Source organism: Bradyrhizobium sp. 45, assembly GCF_023073155.1.
Lineage (GTDB): Bacteria > Pseudomonadota > Alphaproteobacteria > Rhizobiales > Xanthobacteraceae > Bradyrhizobium > Bradyrhizobium canariense_D.
This window is the reverse complement of the sequence record NZ_JADPIX010000144.1, coordinates 24,352-47,299: the sequence shown is the minus strand read 5'-3', so window position 1 is coordinate 47,299 and position 22,948 is coordinate 24,352. Positions and strand designations below refer to the sequence as shown.

General features: G+C 59.2%; 19 protein-coding genes and 2 pseudogenes. 3 read left to right on the top strand and 18 right to left on the bottom strand.

The annotated features are described in order from the left end of the window. Window position 1: 1 nt before the first annotated feature. From IVB42_RS35810 to IVB42_RS35745, 14 genes and pseudogenes are all read right to left on the bottom strand, one after another. A pseudogene (locus tag IVB42_RS35810) lies at window positions 2–837 on the bottom strand (SDR family oxidoreductase). After that, a complete protein-coding gene (locus IVB42_RS35805) occupies window positions 824–1,132 on the bottom strand; it encodes a ferredoxin (protein ID WP_247285933.1) in 309 nt (102 codons plus the stop codon). The pseudogene IVB42_RS35810 and the gene IVB42_RS35805 overlap by 14 nt, the downstream one beginning before the upstream one ends. A 1-nt stretch (window position 1,133) precedes the next feature. Then, window positions 1,134–2,423, bottom strand: coding sequence for a cytochrome P450 (locus IVB42_RS35800; protein WP_247359599.1), 1,290 nt, complete (start codon window positions 2,421–2,423; stop codon window positions 1,134–1,136). Between the two features lie 832 nt (window positions 2,424–3,255). Further along, a complete protein-coding gene (locus tag IVB42_RS35795; RefSeq protein WP_247359571.1) occupies window positions 3,256–3,519 on the bottom strand; it encodes a hypothetical protein in 264 nt (87 codons plus the stop codon). Window positions 3,520–3,600: 81 nt separating this feature from the next. Further along, window positions 3,601–3,885 carry a ferredoxin III, nif-specific gene (gene fdxB, locus IVB42_RS35790; RefSeq protein ID WP_018457679.1) on the bottom strand — a complete coding sequence of 95 codons (285 nt, stop codon included), beginning with the start codon at window positions 3,883–3,885 and terminating at the stop codon, window positions 3,601–3,603. A 13-nt stretch (window positions 3,886–3,898) separates the two neighbouring features. Further along, on the bottom strand, window positions 3,899–4,099 hold the full coding sequence (locus IVB42_RS35785) for a CCE_0567 family metalloprotein (RefSeq protein ID WP_018457678.1): 201 nt from the start codon (window positions 4,097–4,099) through the stop codon (window positions 3,899–3,901). Window positions 4,100–4,106: 7 nt separating this feature from the next. Then, the gene (locus IVB42_RS35780) at window positions 4,107–4,577 is read right to left on the bottom strand and encodes a NifX-associated nitrogen fixation protein (protein WP_247299062.1); all 471 of its coding nucleotides are present in this window, start codon (window positions 4,575–4,577) and stop codon (window positions 4,107–4,109) included. A 10-nt stretch (window positions 4,578–4,587) separates the two neighbouring features. Then, entirely contained in the window at window positions 4,588–4,983 is a 396-nt protein-coding gene (nifX, locus tag IVB42_RS35775; protein WP_247299065.1) for a nitrogen fixation protein NifX, read from the bottom strand. Between the two features lie 22 nt (window positions 4,984–5,005). Next, the gene (gene nifN / locus IVB42_RS35770; RefSeq protein ID WP_247471945.1) at window positions 5,006–6,388 is read right to left on the bottom strand and encodes a nitrogenase iron-molybdenum cofactor biosynthesis protein NifN; all 1,383 of its coding nucleotides are present in this window, start codon (window positions 6,386–6,388) and stop codon (window positions 5,006–5,008) included. A 9-nt stretch (window positions 6,389–6,397) separates the two neighbouring features. Continuing rightward, window positions 6,398–8,032 carry a nitrogenase iron-molybdenum cofactor biosynthesis protein NifE gene (gene nifE / locus IVB42_RS35765; protein WP_247299151.1) on the bottom strand — a complete coding sequence of 545 codons (1,635 nt, stop codon included), beginning with the start codon at window positions 8,030–8,032 and terminating at the stop codon, window positions 6,398–6,400. Between the two features lie 119 nt (window positions 8,033–8,151). Continuing rightward, window positions 8,152–9,711, bottom strand: coding sequence for a nitrogenase molybdenum-iron protein subunit beta (gene nifK / locus IVB42_RS35760; RefSeq protein ID WP_247299153.1), 1,560 nt, complete (start codon window positions 9,709–9,711; stop codon window positions 8,152–8,154). A gap of 80 nt (window positions 9,712–9,791) precedes the next feature. Beyond that, entirely contained in the window at window positions 9,792–11,294 is a 1,503-nt protein-coding gene (nifD, locus tag IVB42_RS35755) for a nitrogenase molybdenum-iron protein alpha chain (RefSeq protein WP_018457672.1), read from the bottom strand. A gap of 2,072 nt (window positions 11,295–13,366) precedes the next feature. Next, window positions 13,367–13,660, bottom strand: coding sequence for a hypothetical protein (locus IVB42_RS35750; RefSeq protein WP_247299071.1), 294 nt, complete (start codon window positions 13,658–13,660; stop codon window positions 13,367–13,369). Between the two features lie 1,447 nt (window positions 13,661–15,107). After that, window positions 15,108–15,440 carry a hypothetical protein gene (locus IVB42_RS35745; protein ID WP_247372000.1) on the bottom strand — a complete coding sequence of 111 codons (333 nt, stop codon included), beginning with the start codon at window positions 15,438–15,440 and terminating at the stop codon, window positions 15,108–15,110. A 247-nt stretch (window positions 15,441–15,687) separates the two neighbouring features. Here IVB42_RS35745 and IVB42_RS35740 point away from each other — a divergent pair, with 247 nt between their 5' ends. Both IVB42_RS35740 and IVB42_RS35735 read left to right on the top strand, forming a co-directional pair. Continuing rightward, complete coding sequence (locus IVB42_RS35740; protein ID WP_018457668.1) at window positions 15,688–16,755, top strand: cytochrome-c peroxidase; 1,068 nt, start codon at window positions 15,688–15,690, stop codon at window positions 16,753–16,755. 836 nt (window positions 16,756–17,591) lie between these two features. Next, complete coding sequence (locus IVB42_RS35735) at window positions 17,592–17,756, top strand: hypothetical protein (RefSeq protein ID WP_247408877.1); 165 nt, start codon at window positions 17,592–17,594, stop codon at window positions 17,754–17,756. Between the two features lie 547 nt (window positions 17,757–18,303). Here the strand turns inward: IVB42_RS35735 and IVB42_RS35730 are convergent. From IVB42_RS35730 to IVB42_RS35715, 4 genes and pseudogenes are all read right to left on the bottom strand, one after another. Continuing rightward, a pseudogene (locus IVB42_RS35730) lies at window positions 18,304–18,534 on the bottom strand (4-oxalocrotonate tautomerase family protein); the annotation flags it as partial. A gap of 891 nt (window positions 18,535–19,425) precedes the next feature. Next, entirely contained in the window at window positions 19,426–20,052 is a 627-nt protein-coding gene (locus tag IVB42_RS35725) for a hypothetical protein (protein WP_247471943.1), read from the bottom strand. A 71-nt stretch (window positions 20,053–20,123) separates the two neighbouring features. After that, a complete protein-coding gene (locus IVB42_RS35720) occupies window positions 20,124–20,741 on the bottom strand; it encodes a hypothetical protein (RefSeq protein ID WP_247471942.1) in 618 nt (205 codons plus the stop codon). A 412-nt stretch (window positions 20,742–21,153) separates the two neighbouring features. Then, window positions 21,154–21,318, bottom strand: coding sequence for a hypothetical protein (locus tag IVB42_RS35715; protein WP_247471940.1), 165 nt, complete (start codon window positions 21,316–21,318; stop codon window positions 21,154–21,156). Between the two features lie 885 nt (window positions 21,319–22,203). Here IVB42_RS35715 and IVB42_RS35710 point away from each other — a divergent pair. Continuing rightward, window positions 22,204–22,935 carry a hypothetical protein gene (locus tag IVB42_RS35710; protein WP_247471939.1) on the top strand — a complete coding sequence of 244 codons (732 nt, stop codon included), beginning with the start codon at window positions 22,204–22,206 and terminating at the stop codon, window positions 22,933–22,935. Window positions 22,936–22,948 lie beyond the last annotated feature (13 nt).

The window sequence follows — 22,948 nt, the reverse complement described above, 5'->3', positions numbered from 1 at the left end:
GTCAGCAGCGCGGCGCCGCGGCCGCTTCGGCGGTGTGCCGGCAGGCCGCGCGGCGCGGCTGTTGCCACGCTGGGCGTACGTCGGCACATGCGCCAGCATGCCGCCGTCGATGCACACGACCCGGCCGGTGATGAACGCAGCATCGTCGTAGAGCAGGAATGCCACCAGCGCGGCCACGTCCCTCGGCGCAGCCGACGCGCGGCAGGAGCTGGTGCCGCCGCAGATGCCGTTGCATGCACTCGTCCAGCTTGGCGAGGAGACGCTCGGTCATGACGAGACCCGGCGCAATCGCGTTCCAGCGGATCTGCGCATGACCGCACTGGGTGGCGAGCGAGGCCCACAGCATTTTCATCGCCGCCTTCGACGCGGCGTAGGACGTCTGCGCGGGGTCAGCGCTGAGCCCCTGCCACGACCACATGTTGACGATCGCGCCACCGCCGCGAGCGATATGGCCTGCGGGCAGCAGAGCAGCGTGCCGCGCAGATTGGTCGCCATGGTCTCATCCGAGACGGTCAGGGCCAGGTCGAGGATCGCGCAGTGGCGCGGGGTCAGATGCATGTCGCTCGCGTTGTTCACCAGCAGGTCAACCCCACCGAAGTGCCGCTCCGCCGTCTCGCGCAGCGCTGCCACCGACTGCGCGTCCGCGATGTCCATGGCCACGGCCAGCTGCGTGGCCCGCTTCGGCCGCGATCTGCGCGGTGCAGGCGATGCCCGCCGAGCCATCAATGTGGGCCACCACCACTCTGCCGCCCTCGCGCGCGATGGCGAGGGCGCTGCCTTGCCGATGCCGGCGCCAGCGCCGGTCACCACGGCCACCTTGCCTTCAAACCGCGCCATCGTGTCCTCCTGGATTGCGTTGTTCTTTCGCGGCATGCCGCTCGGCCTCTCCCGGAGAAGGCGCAGGGTCGGCGCTGGCGCGCTCATCATCGCCAACGTCGCTTTCGATGACCCGAATGGCGGCGACTGGGCACTGGCTGGCCGCGAGCCGCACGGCGGCGTGTAGCGCCTGCGGGACCGTCGCCACGCACACTTCGGCCACGCCGTCCGGTTCGCGCTGGCGAAAGGCGCCCGGCAGCGTCAGCACGCACTGCCCGGTGGTTGCGCACAGATCCTGGTCGACCACGACGCGCATCTCAGCCCCCCTGCCCACGCAGCCGCACCGGCAGCGCGCGGAACGTCCTAAGGAACTCGGAGGGCTCCCGGGTCGGCGGCTCGGCCAATGCCAGCGTGGGGAAGCGCGCCTGGATCCGCGGCAGGCTCTCGGCCAACTGCACCCTGGCCAGTTGCGCACCGACGCAGAAGCGGATGCCGTGGCCGAAGCTCAGCATGATCTTTCCGTCCGTCGACATGCCGGGACTGGTGCCGTAGAACCGCGCGGGATCAAAGCGGTCGGGATCGGCGAAGGCGTCCGGGTCGCGATTGCCGGCCGCGATCAGCACGCGCACGTCCGCGTTCTTCGGGATCACCACGCCGCCCAATTCGATGTCGCGCTGGGCGATCCGCATAGTGGTGCTGAACATGACGGGCGAATCGCGGCGCAGGACTTCTTCGACGAATGCCTGCACCCCCACGGCGTCTCCCTCAAGCCAGTGCCGCTGTTCGGGATACGCTAGCATCGCCAACACCGCATGGTCGATGGTCGCAGCAGTGGTTGAGAAGCCGCCCAGCAGCATGCCCCAAAGCATGCTGATCAACTCCGCATCCGACAGCGTGTCGGCATCGTCGTCGTGTGCGCCGACCAGCATCGACACGACGTCGTGGCGGGGATCGGTGCGCTTACGCTGTATGAGGTCCCCGAAGTAGGCCTGCACCCTGGCGCTGGCCGCGTCCGCCGCGGCGAGCTGGGGGTCGCTGGCGTGCGGGCCCAGGCCTTTCAGAATGGGGTCGATGACGGCGGCGAGCCCGAACATGTCGTCCTGGGGCATGCCGAACAGTTCGGCCAAGACCAGCATGGGTAAGGCCAGCGCGAATTCCCGATGCAGGTCCACCGGCTCCCCGCGCTCCAGCGCGGGCGCCATGCCGTCCAGGCGCGCTGCGACGATGCGCGCGATGCTCGGCCGCAGGTTCTCGATCTGGCGCATGGTGAAATCGCGCGAGATCAGCCGGCGCAGACGCGTATGCGCCGGTGGGTCCTTCATCGCTATTGTAGACGCCAGCAGATTGAGTGACCGGCTGGTCGCCGCACGCGGAAAATAGCGCGCCAGTTCGCCCGGCGCTGGTGCCCGAAACGCATCGCCCGTGGCCTTGAGCGCCCAGTAAATATCGGCGTGGCGGCTCAATAGAAAGAGGCCCGACGCCGCGCGATGCACCGGATCGTGCTCGCGCAACCACCGCATAAACGGATACGGGTCGTGGGTGCGCGCTGGCGACGCCAGTTCGGCGAAGGCGTCCCGGCATGCTGCCGTGGTTTCTTGCACGTCCATCTTCCTTACCTGTTGGCTGGCTGATCCGACCGGCGCGCGCCAGGCGCTCGGGCAAACTGCTGAGAACATCGGGGCGATTTCGCCGAGGCCCCCTGCCCATAGAATGCTGTCTGATGCGGATTTGACATTTTGCTTTTCTTTCTTCGTTCCATCGATCGCGGTGTCATTCACGAAATGAAGGTCGGTCGGCGGCTCCCGGCTCGCAACGAAGGAGCTTCAAAACTCGTGCCAATTTGGCCGACCCAGCAGAAGGAAAAGATTGTGATTGCTTTCAGCGGATTAGCCTGAGGCCAGACAAGAGCTCGCGAACTAGGCCAGTGTCGCGGACCAACAAAGGCGACAGAACAGTGTCGGATAGTCGTCAGACGCCAGACTGGCGACACCTTCTTTATCAGTTCTCCTGAATGACGATTCCAGTTGCTGGAATATATGCGGCCTCTCGCAAGTGGACTGCTGTTGCAGGCAGGCCATAATGAGATCCGCGCACACGCGTTCCCAATGAAGGTTTGGGGCACGAAGCCCGCTTTTTTGCACAGGGCTTACGGTATGCTGATCCACTGTTTCGTCATCACTATCGCGAACCTTGCAATCGAGCCAGAAGCGTCAGGCAAAGGCGGGATCTCTGCCTTCGTCGCCACGCATCTGCTCGAAGCGCTAACAAAGACAGTGCTCCAGATCGACTTCAGGTCCGTCGCGATGTCCGGGACTGTTAGCATTCTTGCTCTTCGGGGGAGCGCTCCACGTCGATCTCGCAACCTTGGTAAGCCGCGCCGTGCCCCCAATCGAGCTTGCCACCTTCGCCACGATCACGTCGACGTTTATCCTTGGCTTTCTATTTTGGCAGCCCGCTGGTCTCCTTGGTTAGTCGCTGCCGCTGTCTTTGGCGCTCGTGTCTGGCGGCCTCATCAGCCTGACCGATCCGGTGGCGGTCATGGGTACGCTCAAAATGTAAAGGCACCTGAAGTCTCGAGGTCGAGATGCAGGGCGAGTCACTCTTCAACGAGGTGTCGGCATTGTCGTTTTCACGATCCTGCTGGCCTTCGCCGCCGGCGGTCCATGCGAGGTCGCGGCCCGATTCGGCAACTGCCGGCTTCACGCCAGAACAGGTCGGATCTGGGAGTTCCCTACCAGCTTGTATCTGACAACTCACTCGTCGATCTCGACGGAGAAAGCTGAATCAACCAGGTGGTGTGTGGGTCTGACAGTTTGTTGGGCACACCCGGGCGCAGGCGCTGCAGCCGATGCAAGCGCCTTCGTCCTTCAGCACCATGACCTTCTTTTCGAGCTCATCGTCGTCCTCATCGAGATCGATGATCTCGCCACCCTCGCTTAGCCCCTTCAGCGTCATGACCTCACGGCCGCAGATCTTGTAGCAGCGGCCGCAGCCGATACACTTGTTGGGATCGATAGAAACCAGGTAGTCCGGCCTCCAATTGCGACCGTCGCGGGTCCTGAATGACATGGCTAACCGTCCGCTATGTTTTGTCCAGCGCCTCGAGATATTGGCGCTTGCTTTCGAGCTCGCTGAAGGCAGCGTGGGCCTTCTGGGCCACGCTCAGGATCGACGACCAGTTGACCGGCAGCTCCTCGGAGAGGTCGTGGAGGTCCATCTTGGCCTGGGTCGCCTTGGCCGACAGCTTCTTTATTTCCGCTTTCAGAGTTTCGATATCGCTCACACTTGCCTCAACAACTCGCCACTTCCGGGAACTTACGGATCATCTCAACGCCACTGTTGACGAATTTGTCGCCTTGATTGGCGAGATCAGAGAGATGGTCGAAACCAAAGCGATGCACGTCGCGCAGCTGCTTGCTCACGACAACGAGCCGGCCGCCGATCAGCACGATCCGACCGAACCCTTCGTGATGCATCTTCAGCATTGGCGAGATCATCACACCGGTTGCCTTCTCGATAGAGAGCGCAACGGCGTCGAAGAACAGCTCCAGCCGCCATGTCGTGTCCGGGTCGGGATTGCCGACGATCGGCAGCGCACGGCGCTTGCGCTTGTCGAGAACGTAGGGTTCGAGCAGTTCAAGATCCTTTTTGCCCTCCCAGGCGCCGTGGGTGTCGTGGGCGCGCCAGATCTTGATGAGCTCTTTCAGAAATGGCCATTCCGCGGCGGCGGCGGCTGGAGTGACTTCAGACGGATCGGCCATCTTTATTCCTTCAGGCTTCGAAATCCACCGTACGTTCCCGGCTTTTGGTGAGCAGCTTCCGCAGCCAGGGCGGCGGCGACCCCTTCAGCACGGTTTCGAGTTTGACGCAAAGGTCGTGGATGGGCTCTGGCTGCAGCACCTTCATCGGATGGATGTTCCTGGCGACGACTCGCGCAGCACCCGAGCCGCCAATCGCCGCAACATAGAGGATTGCGCACTCCCTGATCGCCTCGATCTTCGGCGCGAGCTTATCCTCATTGCCGTCTTCGGTGAGGTCACCGTCGAATTGGATCGCCTCGATAAACCGATGCCCGTCCGGGCCGACCTCGTAGATCACGATGTTCTTGGCCCAGCCGAAGTGGGCATCGACGTGCTTCAAGTCCTGAGTGGCGAATGCAACTTTCATCCGGGTTGTTTTCTCTCCCTGCTCAATGCAACTGGGGTGGACGGACCTGTGGGCCGCCGCAGCTTGATCGCCAGGTGTCGGGCGTCGGCCCATGGTTCGCTTCGCGGTCGGTGATGATCAGATTGGCGATGTCAAAGATCAGATCGCGCGTGCCGCGATAGCCAACCATCGTGAGGTGCGCAGCGCCAAGGCGATCGAACATCGGAAAGCCTACCCGGAAGAACGGGACATTGAGTCGCGAAGCGGCCTGGCGACCATGTGAATGCGACATCAAGAGGTCGCAGTCACGCGACCTGGCAAGCTCTTCAAGGTCCTCCAGATCGCCGATCAGGACGTCCTCGGTCCTGACCCGCTGGAGCACCGGTGAGTTCGTCGTCGTCACCGCAGCACTTACCTGTGCGCCCATCTCGTGGAGCAAGCTGGAGAGATCGAATAATAAGTCCGGCTCGGCGCCGATCGCGAGCTTGCGGCCGCCGATATGGAAATGTGCATCCAGCATGGCGTCTGCCAGCTGTCCACGCTGCCGGCGATATTTCCAGGGCACCGACCGGCCGCTGATCTGGCTCAGAAAGGCGATGAATTCGTCATTTGGGATAAGGCCACAGAGCCGCTCGAACAGGCGGAACGGCGCGCCTGTCCGCACCTGCATGGCCTCGGCCGCACGGCGCATCTGCGCGCCGATCGCGATCGTCCAGGCCGCCTGCCCCATGGTCGCAATCTCGTCCACTCCAATGCCCCCGATCGTGGTGGGCGTGAATTCGTCGGGGATGTGACCGTCCAGCGAACCGGCGACGTCCGGCAGGAACGAGGGCTTGAGCCCAAAATCCTCAAAAATCGTGCGCAGCTCGTCGAGATCGCCGGGCGTGAGGTGGCATCCAGGTAGCACGTTGACGCGGGAGATATCGCGCGGTCTCGCCGTGTCGACGGGAGCCACAAGCATCTCGATCATCCGCGCCACTGTCTTGCCCCAGCCATCCTGAAAGGCATCCTTGAAATCCGGGGTCGAGACGTAGACGAGGGGGAGCTTTTCGAGCTTCGGATGCTTCTGTCGGATCAACCGGATGAAGGCTTCGACGTCATCGCCGTTGGTCTCGGTGACGCCAGTCGAATTGATACCAATGATCTCAGGCTCGAGCCGATTGTAGATGTTGAGGATCGCCTGTTCGAGATTCTCGTGGCCACCGAGCACGGTGGCAACCTCGCTCATGGCCGTCGTCTGCATCGGCACGCCTTCATTGAAATGGCGCACGAACAGCGTTAGCCCGAAGGAGGTGCAACCTTGCGGACCGTGCAAAAGCGGCATCGCGCCGCGCAGTCCCAGGAAGGCAAATGAGCCGCCGATCGGCTGGCTCATTTTGAGCGGATTGACCGAACAGGCTTTCTTCGAGGTAGTGACGATCGCCATGCCGTTCCCCTACTCCGCCGCCTGCAGCGCAGGGGGCTGCAAATCGGAACGAATGTCCTTACAAGCAACGCACCGTGCGGTGGAATTGGTGCATGGCTTGGCGAGGTTCAGGCCATGCGCCGCAATCGCGCTCTTGCCACCGCTGGCCTCATTTTCATTGGAGAGACTTATCGTATTGACGCCGTTCTTGCTCGCGTCTCGAACTGGATCAGCGGCTTGCGCATACATCTGCGCAAACGTCCTTGCCTGACGCATTCGGTCGAACTCATCCCATGGCGCGGCTTGGCGGAGCTGATCCCATATCGGATTGTAGAGCGCTTTCTCGATCTCCTCCATGAGTTTGACAATGCCGATATAGCCCATATAGGCGTGGCAGCGCTCCTGGTTGATATCGAGCCACGGCATCGCCGCCTTTAGTGCGACGAATTGCGACTTGCCGCCCGAGAGCATGATGTCGGCTTTTGCGTCCTTTAGCATCTTGTAGATCTCGCGAGGTGACATGTCCTCGATCATGTGGGCGTGCTGGCCCATTAACTCCTTGATACGTTCCTTGTCCTTCTTGGTCGATTTCTTCACGGACGTGCCGACGATCTCGAGCCCGGCCTCTTGCAAAGCGGACACCATCGACCAGGATTTCACGCCACCGGTGATGAGAACAACCCTCTTTGCGGCAAAGCGTGGCTTGAAACGTTCAATCGCAGCCCAGGCTTTGGTCTCTTCGCGTGCGATCAGGGCTTGCGTGCGTTCCATCAGCTCGGCCGGCGCGCCGCGTTCGATCAGCATGCGCGCGATCTGGCGTAGTGAATCGCTGGAATCCTCAATACCGTAGAATGAGCCTTCAAAAAACGGGATGCCGTAGCGCTGCCTCATCTTGCGTGCGACGTTGATCATTGCCTTTGAGCAGACCATCATCGCGGCTTTGGCTCGGTGCGAATAAGCCACCTCGCGATACTTGCCGTCCCCCGAGATGCACGACAGGATCCGGATTCCGAGCTCATCGAGCAGCGGCTTGACCTGCCAGAGCTCGCCGGACAGGTTGTATTCGCCGATGATGTTGATGTCATAAGCAGTGGTGTAATCGGGCTCTCTGGTACCAATGACGTGCTCCAGCAGTGCTTCGCCTGCGAGCTTGTTGCCAAGGTTCTTCGACCCCACAAATCCCGGTGCATTGATGGGAATGACCGGTTTGCCAAGTTTGGCGGACGCTGCCTTGCAGACCGCATCGATGTCGTCACCGATCATTGCGGGCACGCATGTCTGGTAGACGAAGATGGCCTGCGGGTCGTATTTCTCTGTGATCTCCTTGACTGCCCTGTACAGCCGCTTCTCGCCGCCGAACACGATGTCGGTCTCGCTCATGTCCGTGGTGAAGCTTCTGCGCCACAGATCGGAGCCGGAGGAGGCGGAACCGCGATTGTCCCAAGAATTGCCCTCACAGGCGATTGGACCATGCACAAGATGGGCGACGTCGGTGAAGGGCTGCAGTGCGACTTTGGCGCCATCGAAGGCACACCCACCGGCGACGCCGCCCGGCTTCAGCTGCTTGGTGCATCCATTCTTGCGCTCGACGTTCGACTTGCTCGCATTCCTGGCGCAGCCCGGTTCGTTAAAGACGTCCTGTATGGTCGTGGGAAGCGAAGTCATGGTGTCTCTTTCGGGGATGTCAAGACATTCGCACAGACCAAGAGGATGGCCCGGCGGAAAACCCGGGATCCCCGCCACAGCGCCGCTGTTCCTGCGGACGATGAGGCGGGGCGCTCGCCTCAACGTATGATGTCGAAGCTGTAGTCTGTCTTGCCAACCGAGCTGGTTTTTCTATCGATCTCATCAAAGATCTTGTCGAGAATCTTGACCAGCACATTCATGCTACCCTGATAGCCCCACACTGGATAACGATGGTGATGATGGCGATCGAAGATGGGAAACCCGATGCGGATTAGCGGCGTTCCAGTGTCACGCTCGAGATACTTGCCGTAGGTGTTACCGATCAGGAAATCGACTGGTTCTGTGAACAGGAGCGAACGCATGTGCCAGAGATCCTTGCCCGGGAAGGCGCGGCAGTTTCTACCGAACGGCGAGCTCGCGAACAGCGCCTGCATCTTCTGCTCCCAGCCCTTACTTCCGTTGGTCGAAAGCACGTGCGTCGGCTCAGCGCCAAGCTCCAGCAAGAATGCGGCAAGGCCATAGCAGAGGTCGGGATCGCCGTAGATCGCGAACTTCTTGCCGTGAACATGCGCGCTAGAGTCAGCCATTGCGTCTACCAGACGCCCGCGCTCCCGCTCCAGCGCATTGGGAATTGCCTTGTTGGTGATACGCGACAGCGTCATCAGGAAATCGTCCGTGGCGCTGACACCCAGAGGGTGATTGAAGGAGACGACCTCCTGGTCGTGCCCCTTGATGAAGGGCAACGTCTTCTCCGTACAATATTGCTGCATGGAAATGGTTGCCTTCGCATGGACTGCGTTCGCGGCATCCTTTAGTGTCGTGCCGCCATCATACATGCGGAACTCGCCGTCGGTGGGGGTATCGAACACATCACTGTTATCCGCGAGGATCGTGTAGCCGATCCCCATCAGCTCGAAGATGCGCTTTATCTCACGGATGTTTCCGACAGTGTAGCCGTCGAAGCCACCGATGAAGTTGATCCAGTTGTTCGCCTTGCGCTGGAGTTTAGGCGCCGTGCCGGCTTTGCCATCCCAGAAATGCTCGAGGATGCCCTTGAGCGCGTTGTCGTAGCCCGTAATGTGACTACCGACGAATGCAGGAGTGTGAGCGAATGGTACGTCGTAGTCCGCGGGGACTGAACCTTTTTCCTTTGATGTTTTGATGAAGGCGTTGAGGTCGTCGCCAATGACTTCCGCCATGCAGGTCGTGGCGACCGCGATCATCTTCGGCTTGTACATGTTGTAGCTGTTGGCAAGCCCGTCGGTCAGGTTGTTGAGCCCCCCGAACACAGCCGCGTCTTCCGTCATAGACGAGGAGACGCACGAAGTCGGCTCCTTGAAGTGCCGCGACAAATGGCTGCGATAATACGCGACGCAACCCTGGGAGCCGTGGACGAACGGCAGTGTGCGCTCGAACCCGAGCGCGGCGAAAACCGCACCTAGCGGCTGGCAAGCCTTCGCCGGATTGACGGTTAGCGCCTCGCGGGCGAAGTTCTTCTCGCGGTATTCGGGCGTCTTGGACCACTCTCCGATACGGTCGACTTCGGCGGGATCGTGCGGATTCTCAAATAGCGCCTTCTTATTGGCCAGCATCTGCTGGTATTCGTCTCCCCGGAAAAGCTCAGAGTGGTCGAGGATGTGTTCGGCGTTCTGTGTCATCATGGCACTCTTCAGGTTCTTGTGTTCGTTCTCCTGCCCTTCCCTCCTCTGCGGAAGAAAGGGCCCGAGCGTCGGCTTTCCTATTCCGCCGCCATGAGGCTCGGCCGCGGAGCGTCCTTCCAAGGTGCGGTGGTCTTCCCCCAGATCGGGGAGTTGATTGCCATGTCCATGTCTCGGGCGAAGATCGCGAAGCCGTCATAACCGTGGTAAGGACCCGAGTAGTCCCAGGAATGCATTTGGCGGAACGGCACGCCCATCTTTTGGAAGACGTATTTTTCCTTGATACCGGAGCCGACGAGGTCGGGCCGGATCTTTTCGACGAAGCGCTCGAATTCGTAGCCGGTGACATCGTCGTAGATCAGCGTGCCGTCCTTGACGTAGTGCTGGGCGGTGCGCTGATAGTCGTCGTTGTGACCGAACTCATAGCCTGTGCCGACAACATCCATGCCGAGGTCCTCATACGCGCCGATGACGTGGCGAGGACGTAGGCCGCCCACGAACAGCATTACAGTCTTGCCATCGAGCCGCGGCCGGTACTTCGCGGTCACCGCATCGACCAGCGGCTGATATTTCGCGATGACGCGCTCGGCGCCCTCCTTGATCTTATCATCGAAGAAGCTTGCAATTTTGCGCAGCGACTCCGCGATTTTGGAAGGCCCGAAGAAGTTGTACTCGCACCAGGGAATCCCGAATTTTTCCTCCATGTGCCGTGAGATGTAGTTCATCGAGCGATAGCAATGCAATATGTTGAGCTTCGCTTTCGGCGTCGCCTCCAATTCAGCGAGAGATCCATCCCCGGACCACTGGGCGATGACGCGCAGGCCCATTTCTTCGAGCAGGATCCGTGACGACCAGGCGTCGCCGCCGATGTTGTAGTCACCGATGATGGCGACGTCATATGCGGTCGGCTGAAATTTAGAGCTGGCTTCTGGGGCGCTCTTGTCGAAGATCCAATCTCGAATGGCGTCGTTCGCGATGTGATGGCCGAGCGATTGTGACACGCCACGAAAACCCTCGCACCGCACAGGCACGATGGTTTTGCCGCCATATTCCTTTGACTTTTCTCTGGAGACTGCCTCGATATCGTCACCGATCAAACCAATCGGACATTCGGACTGAATGGTAATGCCCCTGTTGAGAGGAAACAGCTCCTGTAGCTCGTCGATGAGTTTGGTGACCTTTTTATCTCCGCCGAACACGATATCCTTTTCCTGGAAATCGGAAGTGAACTGCAGTGTCACGAACGTGTCGATGCCGGTCGTGCCGACGTAGTAGTTGCGCCGCGAGCCCCATGAGTACTGACCACAGCCGACCGGACCGTGGCTAATGTGGATCATGTCCTTGATCGGCCCCCAGACCACGCCCTTGGAGCCCGCGTAGGCGCAGCCGCGGATGGTCATTACGCCCGGAATGGACTTGATATTCGACTTGACGCCACAATCGGACTTCCCCGCCTCGTGAACACTCAGATGCTTGGCGCGCCTTTTGGCGGTCTTCTCTGGGTAGACCTTCAACACCTCATCGATTAGCTGCTTGTTGCGCGCCTTGATCTCTGCGACGCTCTCGGTAGTTGCTCGGCTCATACAAATTTCCTTTCGATTGTCGTCTCAAATGAAGAAGCGGCGCTTTTCCGGTAGACCGACGGATTTCCGATCCGGCGTTGAGGTGTAAAGCGTGCAATCTCGCTGGCCGGTCCTACCGGACGCAACTCCGCGGGGTTCTGGATCATGCCGCAGCGATCGATCAGAATGTTGCAGCTCATCTCCGCTAAGCGCTTGCGAGCGCCATGTGTGACGCTGTTGATTTGTCGACGGAATCGCTGACCAAGACGCGTCTCGGTGATGTCATGCCTGCCCTCCAGCCTTGGTCATATCGGCTTCTTTACTCGCTCGCGTGCCATCAGGGGCGGCCTGCCCCTCTGCATGTCGATGCAAAGGGCTAACAGCCGCCTGTTGCGCAGGGGTTTGCAACGAGTGTGCCAGCGCTGGTTGAACACGAAAAACCCACGTCTGTAGAGCTAGATAGCTGGCACGATGCGGATGTTATAAACCCGACCCTACGTGGCACCGACAGGCGTGCCCGCTAACGCTCTGTCTGAAACAAAACAATCACTTGCGCTCTCCGCCAGCGAGATAGGTAGAGTCTTCCCGCGCGCCGGCGTCACTCCGGTGCGCAGCTTTGCTTGGCGCCCCATCGAGCGATCGATCGCAAACACGATCGGCTCGAGAGAGTTCAGCGCACGTAGATGCGCCCATGGTGTTTGCGATCGATACTGAGCAAGTGATGTTGAGCGTTGCAGCACCTCTTCTGGATGACTAAGAGAACTCAGTTGTCAGCAGAAGGCGTTGTTTCACTTACAGGCGATCTTTCGCTTCGCTCGTCATTCCAGTTGATCTCTCGTGGAGACGCGCTCTAAGTGGCGACACCCGATCTCGTGGAGAGCATTGGGGCTGATCGATTCTCAACCCGCGATAGCCTTAAAGGCGCAAGCTCCTGGCCCTTGCTCATTCGGGGTAAAGAGGTCGTCGTTCTGCGTCATTCGGCAGCCCAGTTGCAGCTCGCTTCAGCATCTCGGGAAGGCACGCCCCGACGCAATTCGGCGCTTGGATCGCTCGCCCGTCGACTTTTTTCTAACGCCGCTTGCGGGAGCGTGACGCGGTGAGCCGACGCCGGCACGCGGCACCGAGTGCAGCGACAACGAGGCCTGTCTGATGATGAGCGCGAGGCGCTGCTCCCACTACAGACGGACACCACTAGAGCGGCTCGATCAGCGCGGGCTGCCCTCAAATTCGCGTTGAGCGTTCATCCTCCGTCAATGAAGCTTCGCATATTCTCCGTTCGGCAAATAGGGCCCGTGGATAGCCTACTTTTATCTACTTCCCGGCGCGACATTGATGCTTTCCAGCCTTAGGGCCAACGGCATGGGGCAAAACAAACCCGCCGGCTGGACGGCGGGGGCCTGAAGCGAGCATGATGGGTCCGAGATCTACGGAGCGGCTCGGCTGCTCATCGTCCGGCCGATGTTGCGGAGGTTGAGATTACACCGAGGGCGAGCCAGCGCTGCATTCCGGCGTCATCCTTCTACCAGCATCGATTGAAGCCGTTTCGCCGCTTAACCACGCTGATGCGTCCATCGCGTGCGCCATTCTTGGCATCGCGGAACCAGCGCTTCTTCTGTTCGCGCTTGCGCTCAGGGCTTTTGCTCGGTCGATTGGGGATGCATACCCCCCAATGCTCTCGCAGCGGCCTCGTTCTGGCAGAGTAGAATCCGGCGTCAGTCGCCACCAGCCGCGGCACGCCCCCTGGTAGGTGCGATGGCCGTGATCAACAGATCGCCATTGCGCCGCCGGACATAGAGTTAGTCGACAATCTTGCAGCTTGATCATTTTGCCGAACTCATTGGGCTTGCCGGCTTGTCCTTACGGATGATCTCGGGCCGGCGGCTCGAACACGCTGAGAACCTTATCTTCCACATGAGTGTCGCCGTGGAAGATGCGCGCCCAGGCTCTTGACGGATCACCCGCAGCACCAGCGGCAACATCCGATCGAGCTCCGCGCGGAGTCCCCTCCAGTGCGATCTGCTGCAGAATGTCCGTCGCCCTCTTCACTCCTTTGGATATTTCTGCGCTTGCGGAAATAAAGCGTAAGACACGAGTCACTTCCAAAAAAGAGATTCTGGCCAATCTATGAACTCCAATTCGAAGCTACGTAGGCCAGTAAGTTTGGTGGTGAATTTAAGGGTCTTCCCTGAAAGGGCTGCTAATGAGCCAGATGCGAACTTGAATACCGTCGTGCCGGAAGTTGCGACCGCAATGCCTTGCTCCCCTTCCATGCTAGAGAAGCCGGTCGCCTCGGAGAGTTGCCCAATTGCAACTCCCTCCAGCGCGCGGTGAAATTCCAGGGACGCTAGGTACGTTCCTTTATCAGCAGCCCACTCGCTGACCGACACTGCTGTAATCCCCGCGTCACGCGAGAGACCATCCGCGATCCGGCAGCCATATTGAACCGTGAGAATGACCCGCTCGTTCCGAACTCCGACCGGCTCTCGATCGGCGGCAGTGATCGTGCACGCGTACCGCCTTGTGTCCGCAACCGCGCTCGCGCTTAGCCCGAGCAGCTCGAGAGCGGAACATAATGCAAAAGCGATAGCGGCTCTTCTCATTCGGCTACACCTAGTCTGGAGTATCGTTCGCCTGCTCTGTACAACCTGACGCTACGGCCGATTCAAGCTTCTTCGATCGCTCTGTCGGATGAAAGCTACTCATGGTGACCGCGGTTTCGCAGAAACGGCGCAATCGGTGTCCCCCAGCCGTGGTCCTGGATGGCCGGCCCGAACGGTTTCATTATCGGCGCTCACCGTGCGCCGCGGGCCAGCACATCGGTGAAAAGGCTGAGGACCGACGCATTTCAGCTCGGCGGCGGTCATGATGGCGCGGCGGTCCGCGGCGACGGAGCCTACGTTTCTGACGCAGGCGCATGCGTTCTATGAGCCGACGCCATTTTGCGCGCCAATGACCTGCGGCTCCCGAATTTTGCTTGACAGTGTCAATGTAAAAGGAAACGTGGTCGCTAGGAGCCGTTCAAAGGCAGATTGCCGCTCAAGCAGGCGATCTTCGAGAACCTTACGCTCGAGATCACTCAGCTCGCTTTTAAGCCTTCTTCGACAGCGCCAAATGTCATTCCGCACGTGTCGGATCTCATTCAATCGATCGTCAATCGCAGCCATCACCGACGCCATATCTAACTTGAACCAGCCATGGACAACTGGTCAATCACGTCCTTCCCTCAGTAAGACGCGGATGAGATCTCACGACCTGGCCATCTGCGGACATGATGTAAAGATCTCCTACCAACATGTCCTCTTGTACGGAAGTCTTTCAACGCAAGAGCACGAAGTGACCATTGCTTCTGCAGAAGTTCAGCGATTCTTGCGACCAGCGCGCAGGATTTCAAAAGCTGCCACTCGGCCGTGAGTGGGTCGAATGGTTATCTTATCCCAACCCACACGCGGCCCGATCAGGTGTCAGGCCGGCACTTCAGCTGGTGTCGAATGGGAATATCCGAGTAAATCGGACGGTCGTACCGTCAAACTCTAGTCTAGGTAACAGATTTGAGATGGGCAATTGCTCTGCCAGCGAACCCCAGGTGGGATTCAAGGCAAGCCATGTTCAGGCTTCGGGGCTCGTCTGTTACAAACGAGCGCGATTTCGGAGGCGGCGCGCAAAGAGCCGACTCGAACTGAGTCGGCGAGCCTTCACCTTCAGTCGGCAGGGCGAGGCGAAATCGTGAGCGATGCGCACCGCCGGGCGCCTCGGCTCAGTGTCTCGCCGTAGGCCAGCGTAGATCTTTGTACCGCCGTGCCACGTGTGGCCGGCAAGCCTGGCAATCGGATCTCATCACAAATCTTCCTGAGCGATGATGTCTAGCCGGGACTGGCGCTTGTCGCATCTGTGACACTGTATGTATTCATCAAAGCAAGACATCCGACGTTGTTCGGCAGCCCGGACTCGTTTTGTACCTAAATCAGCAGCTTGCATGTCAGATGCAAGACTGGCATGGGGGTTGCTATTGTCCAGCGACACCGTGAGCGCTGAGCGCGACCAGCGGTGCAACACGGATAGACTTCGCTGGAGCGTATTGGCCACCCAATCGCTCAATGGAGAACCGATGCGGCCACCGGACAGATTATCCTTTTTCGGCACGCTTATTGTTGTCAGATCGGCCATCATTCCGAAGGTTGAGGCGCTAGTCTGATCTACCAAGGTCGTGATCTAAGCTCAAAGCGAATTCGCGAATCAAATAACGGCTTAAAGCCTCTTGGGCGAACGCCGGCAGCGAGCACCTCGAAATCGAACATTTGATGCAGCCTCGCTTCACAGGATCCGGTGCATGCTGCGCCGGCCCGTTGAGGGAACAGAGTGTGGCATCGCTTTCGACTGTTTCCTTCGTATCAATCAGAACTGATGAGGCGGGTGTATGAACAAATCGATCCGGGAGCTTCGGCTTGTGGCTGAAGCATCTGTTTTGGCGATTGGCCTGTTGATGTCGTCAGGAGCTAGCGCGGACGATGATCTGATGAGAACCGCCAGGCAGATCTTCCATCCGATCCCCTCAATCATTCCTGCGGTAAAGGACAATCCAGTCACGCATGAAAAGGTCGAGCTTGGCAAAATTCTGTTCTTCGATCCGCGGCTATCGGCAAGCGAGATCATTAGCTGCAATACGTGCCACAATCTCGGCAGCGGCGGAGTCGATGCCGGTCCGACCTCAGTCGGTCACGGCTGGAAGGTCGGCCTACGTCGGGCCCCAACCGTCTACAACGCGGTGTTCAATTCGGCGCAATTCTGGGACGGACGCGCCGCGGACCTCAAGGCGCAAGCAACTGGCCCTGTGCAGGCGAGTGCCGAAATGAATGCGACTCCGGATCATGTGCTCGACACCTTGAACTCAATGGCCAGTTATGTCGTCTTGTTCAAAAATGCTTTCCCGAACGAGGCGAGACCGGTCAGCTTTGAAAACTTTGCGAAGGCAATCGAGGCTTTTGAAGCCACTCTCATCACACCTGCGGCCCCGTTCGATCAGTATTTGGAGGGCAATACACATGCTCTCGATGATCAGCAGAAGTCAGGGTTGGCGCTGTTTATGGAGAAGGGATGCTCCTCTTGCCACAATGGAATCAATGTCGGTGGACAGGCCTACTTCCAGTTCGGCGTGATGAAGAAGCCGGACGCAACCCTGCTTCCGCAAGCCGATAAGGGCCGATTCGCGGTCACCAAGGCGGTCGGCGACGAATATGTCTTCCGCGCTGCGCCGTTGCGGAACGTTGCTTTGCGAGCCCCTTACTTCCATTCGGGCCAGGTTTGGAGCCTGAAGCAAGCTGTTGCCTTGATGAGTGAAATCCAGCTCGGCGCCAAGCTTAGCGATGGGGAAGAAAACGACATTGTCGCGTTCCTGAATTCGCTTACCGGGCGGCTACCTAAGATCGAGTATCCGATACTACCCACCCGGACGAACACGACGCCAAAGCCTTCAATAGACAGATAGGATTAACAGCACCGGCCTCATATCTTGCCGAATGATAACAGATGCGACGCAAGAACCCGGCGTCCCGCAATGACGTTAAAATGAATGATCCCGTGCTGTCACTCATAACCAAGCGATCGGGTAGGAGGAAGCCTCGCGGCTTCCCCCTCCCACACCACCCTACGTACGGACCCGTAAACCGCGGTTAGTCAAGCCCGATTGAGATGGCGGTGCAGTCCAATGAGGAACGGCAGACCGAGGTGCACGAAAAAGGCGGCGCGATAAGCGTCGTTCATGTGGCTGGCCCCGGCATTCCACCAGGCCACGGCCGTTGAAGGCCGACTGCCATGCCCGCTCCGGATCGAGCCCACGTTGCATCAAGCGCTTGGCAGGTGTCCATGGTCGCTTCCACGGGCGCCAGAGGCCCGCCTTGGGGTCGGACGAATAGTCGCGGCCAGCGTTGCGGTGCCGGCTTGCGAACGCGTCCCTCAGCGCCATCCAAAGCCGGTGATCAAGAGAGCGCGCGATTCGCTGTCCACGCCGCGGATGCCTTGGTCAGTAAGACGCGGTCCACGATGGGCCCGAGCAGCTTCTCTATTTTTTTGGCCGACCCTCTCCACATCTCCGTTACGGCCGCCCAGTGAGCTTCCTGCTCCTCGTGACTCTCAGTGTCCGGCGTCCAGCCAGCCGACACCCGGCGCATGAACTATGGCGACACTCCGGGCGCGGCTCTCGCTGTCCGTCCAGACGCGATGGAGTTCGCCTGCCAAGGCCGTTGCCTGGCGGTGGGTCGGATGCACGGGAGCGTCATTGCGGACGGCCTGCCAAACACCCTCTAGATAGGCCGCGGCGACTCCATGCGCGACTTCGCTTCGCTGGGCTCTGTGGGTGCGGAGGGAAAATCGAACGGCCTGAGCGCTCTCGCTAGGCGTCACAAAAACGAAATCATCACCGAGCGGAATAGCCAGCTCGATGCCCGCAGCCTTGGCGCGGACGTCCGCTGGAATGCGCCGCACGAATGAAGGAAAGCAAGACCCGTCCCAGCGCATCGGCCGAACAACCCTGAACAGCAATGTTACACCCCATTGTTACACAGTCGGGGCCAGCGCAACACTCTGAAAGAGCATAACTTCTCGAATTGCTGCACATCAAGAAGTTGATGGTGCCCAGGAAAGGATTGGAACCCTATCCAAAAAAGTCAGCAAAATCAGCCGCTTATCTCTGCGCCTATTCTGCCGCTTGTACCACTGGGATGTGCTCGTGTCGACCGTATCTTGAGAGACGCTGCCTGATGGCGGCGGGCTCCGTCTGGAGGGCGGCTGGGGAGCTTTGGCATGGCTCGGCTCCGAAACATGACAATCGCCGGCGTTTACGGCATGGCAGGCCACGCTTGGCGGACACCGGACTGCGCGAAGTCTTCTTTTCCCCAGACGGCGGAAGCACCGACGCGGCTGATGATGCGGGTGATCAAGGTTCCGTCGAAGGCGAATTCAAGATCTTACCCGTTGGATAGACCTCCTCCGGGTTGACCTTTCATGATCGCTTCCTCTGTGTCGACCGGCAGACGGCTCATCTGGTGCGGAGCCCAGGCGGATTATCCTGGGGCAACCTCGCGACGGCGCCGGATTCCAGCGCGGGCAGGCCGCCCCAGCCCCAATTGTCGGTGTCGACCTCCTCAATCACCACGAAAGTGGAATCGAGCGGCTTTCCGAGCACGTCGCGCAAGAGTTCGCTCGAACCCTTGATCAACGCCGCCTTTTGCTCCGCGGTGAGCGACGCCGCTCCCGGGGTCGTTCCTTCTCCTCGCGCTTGCCAAGGAGGTTAGCAGTTCCTCCAGAACGGCTTTCCGAAGCTGATAGATGCCAGGTTTGGGAAGCTTCCACGGACGCGACATGGCCGCGGCATTGACCACCATCTGTACGCGAGCGGGTAAGCCCTTGATTCGCTAATTTGCTTTGAATTTCACAAGAGCGATTGCGCCAGGAAAGGATTGGGATTCGATCCGTCAAACTAAAACAGTCGCTTACCTCTGCGCCAAGTCTCACGCTCGTGCCTCTGGACTGTGCTCGTGCCGACCGTATCCTGACCGCTGACGGGCCACGCGGCTGCGCCTGGAAGAGCGGTTGCTAGCATGGCTCGGCTCCGAACCGCCGTCGCGCCCGCACCCTTCAAGATCTCGGCTATCGTCTCAGAATCCTCGCCAACGAAGTCAACCGAACCTTCAGGGCCCCACCAACTTTCTTATGTTCCTCGGGCTCCGCCGCGCTCTTGGTCTCGGGGCCCGCAGGACGCGCCCAGGCCGAGTTCGTGCCTCCAGCTGGCTGAACGAAAACGCCGCGTCGGGGCTGCACTCCAGGACGATGCTTCGAAGCCTCGCGCGGTGTATGTCCATCGCCGGCGACGCGACTAGTATTCGCTCGTAGCCTGCACGAAAGGCAGGACACCCGGCCTGGCCAACGCCTGCCGGCGGCCCGTCGCACAACGAGAATTGACTGGCGTCACATCAACTAGATCCGTCGCGACGGCCCGGGCAAGGCTGCGCCACCTAGCGGCCGCCGCGACCGCCGTCGAAGGGACCGTGAGGCTGCGGCCGGCGCTGGTGAGGGCGCCCCAGCGATCGATTCTGCCCGCATCGACCGCTCCTGCAAGCACGAATCGAGAGGCGTTTTCGGTGCGACAGCCACCGCTTGCCTATGCGGCCGAACCAGTGCACTGGCCTCTTCTTCCCTTGCCTTCGGCTGGCAACGTAGTCCAGATAAATTTTTTGAGGCCTGGAAAGTAGCGATCTAGGAAAGGTCCAAAAGTGTTATCCTCCTCTTTCGCTGAGTATCGAGGGACTCGGACCAAATCCAAATAGTATTGCAGTCCCACAAGCTGACTCAGATCAACGTTGCCGACGGCGACGTGATAGCGAATCGCATCTAGATACGCGAAGAAACTATCAAAGCAGTACCGATAAGTAAGCGCTTCAGGTTGTCGCCAAACAACATCAAGATCAGCCTTCAAAGCGGCAGCCATCAATACCACATTGTGTTCGAATGTTGCAGTGCCCACCGGGAACAAGGGGCGATATCTTGCAGGTATGATCAGAGGCCCTACGCCCCAATCTAAAGCTCTAGTGCAGAATGCAAGCTCCTCATCGGTCGAGAGCCGATCGATCAAGGCACGAGCGAACTCCGTGCGTTTCCATCGCTCACTCGTTCGTTGCTCCTCCCTTGCAGCTTGTATTTGCCTCGCGGCATAGACGAGGCCGCCTGCTGTTCCCAGGCCTCCAACTACTGTCCCTGCCGCTAAAACCCACTCGGTGAGTTCGCTCACTTGGCCTGCCTCCATGCGGGCTACTATCTTTTCGTACGTGAATAGCTTGGTCCGCGCCAAGTGCTCGTGGGTCACTTCTTTCGTGAGACATGAGCGGCGAGCTTCTCGCGACAAAAGAAATCAGAACTCGTGTAATGCGCGTGATCGACCAAAAACGTTAAATACCGCTCCGAATCTTCATCGTAGCCAAAACTGCGTGCCTGCTCCTCTTGATACGGACAAACCGCATTGTAAAAGCCCAGCAACTCCCAACCGAGCAATTTGATTGCAGTCGCTCGATCGCATACGGCTGCTTCGGTACAGATGAGCAATCCAGCAAAGAAGTCGCTCAGCGACTGAAAATCCGCCTGAAGTTCTTCGCTTTCCTGAACACGCTTTGTGACCAGCGGTCGAGCCCTCTCGAAAAGCGCTGCAAAGTCAGGGTCGTTCTTTGGCTCATAGGTTCCGAAAGTCTTCTTGGCTTCTTGTACTTGAACGTACTGACTGACTCGCAATCGCAAGCTCGCGCTTGCCAAGCTAGGCTTCTCAGCAAAATACTTCTGCGCAAGCAGAATTGAATTTGCGGTGGTCTGGTTTGTATCTCCCTTCCGGATTGCAACTATGGCAACGACGACGCTGAGCACCACTACCAGGGTTTGAAACCAAGTGGCATATCCACCGTTCGAGAAGAAGGCTCGAAGCGCTGCCATGACTTTTCAGCACCCGGGAGGACATCTAGGTCCAGCAGAGCTGGCCGCGCGAGCCTCAGAAATTCTTAGCTCTAAGGAGCCCGCCGTAAGCGCCGAAATAGCGATTATAGCCAACAGGATCAACGACCTTAACGACGCACTCATAGCAATCGTTCTCCTACAACCTTAGAAAGTCTGCTCGGAGCTTCCATGCTTGTCAACCGGAACGCATCGTTGAGCTCTCTGGTCCGAGCGTTGTGACCCCGGTCCTTTTTTGACCCATGGCCGGCTCCTCCCTCAGGGACCCCGCATGCTAGCGCAAGCTCAAGGAGGCGTTCCTTATCTGATACTGGATGCCGCTGCGAGCAAGTCCGGAAGTCTGGATCATTAGGAAGGCCAGCGGAGCTGATCGCGATCGCCGTTGGAGGGAGGCCTAGTGCCCGCGGTCGAGTTCGCCTAGCCGATCGAGCCGAAAGGAATTCGGAGGCGTTGAATCCGTGGCCTGCATGGCGACCAGTTCGTCGTCCCGAATGATCACCCGGGCTCGAAGGGGGCGATAGCCGAGGACCTCGGCGGGGCCTTCTGGAAGCACTGCCATGTTCATTTCCTGCGCACGCGCTCGCTATGTACCGCAACAACGATCACCGGCTGGAACTGCGGTGGACGTACGACCGGCGCGACTTCCCGAGGGTGCGGCGTGATCTCTCGTGGTGCCGCTGATAAATGTGAGGCCAAATGCCGAAGCTCACCGGCTAGGGTGGAGGAGAGTGTCGAAGAAGACCTGACCTACTTCCTGCCGCTAGCACACCGCCGCCCCCGACCGTAGAGCGCGAGGGGACTTGGCTCGACCATCACGCTACCTCAACATGGATCTCCTGAAGGACCGATAAGAATGAGAGCCTACGCCAGCGGCCTGACAATGACGACGCTCCGGCTCGATGTGCCCAAACAGTCTTCGCGCTCGCACCCTCGGGGGCTCGGTGATCCTCTCGGAATGCTCGCCATGGAAGTCGACCGCGCCCTGAGCCCTCCAACTAATCGTGTCCCTCCTGCTTCGGCGCGGTCTTGGCCTCGGTATCCCGCAGGACCGAGTTCGTGCCGCGGGCAGCCTGAACGAATACGTTGCTTCGCGGCACGCAGCACTCCTGGACGCATTTTGGGCCTCGCTTTGCTGCGCTGAAACGACGCAGTTCGGTCGCCGGGACGCGATCAGTATTCGCTCCTCGCCTGCACGAAAGGCAGGGCTCCCCGCAGATCGCCAGATGGATCCAGGATCTGTGTCGTCGCGCCAGTCATCCGTGGCACGCCTTAGGATTATGCTCTCCAAAATTGGCCATTTGCCCAGCGAGCGTTGCCAAAACGCGCTGAAGTTGTAGACTGAACTTTTCGTAGACCGTTTTGGCTGGGGAATTGAAAAGATCGGCTTTGCGTCCCGACGGCGCTTGATCCTAGCCACGCGCGGGCGCTTGAACATGGGGCCTCCGTGAAGACGGTATTCGAATTCACAAAAGCGGTGGGCTACTTAGGCGCGATCGCGGTTGGCCTACTGCTTTATTACGCCATTTCGGTGCAGGGCCTCAAGGCTAAGGACCTATTAGAGGGTCATCTAGACGCCGCTGAATTGAGCAAGATGTGGCCTGTACTTGTCGCCATCGCGCTGTTCTTGGGACAGTTTGCGTCGAACCGTAGGCACGCAAACCTCGAAATCCGCCACTTTTCTGAGAGGGCGGACGATGCTGTAGCGGCTGCCAAAGACGACAAGAATTTCTGGGCAACACTCGATACTTATCTTCGAGACCATAGAGCACTGATGGACCACGATGAACCTAACTATGTCTCGGCCGTCACTGACAGCGCCTTCCGCCTCCGAGAGAACATAACAAAGGCATTAGCGAAATACCCCGGAGTCTCGGGCCCGATGCGAAATTATGCGATGTTGCTACGGGATGAGATCAAGGATTTTTTAGATCAGGTTGAAAAGGTTGAGAGAAGAGCCGGCATCACTTTGAAAGGAGCAAAACTCGACCGCTGGCAGCTTGCTGATCTGTGCCGAGATCGGGAGGGGTCCAGCTCTGATAATTCCATTCCGTGCGATACTGCATTTGAGGAGGCGCACTCCACGTGGCGAACTAATACTCAAGCCTTCGCCTACACGGCGGCTAAGCTATTCCAACTATCGCCCCCCAATTTTGGTACGCCGGGTGGCGCTGAATAAGTGATTTCATGAC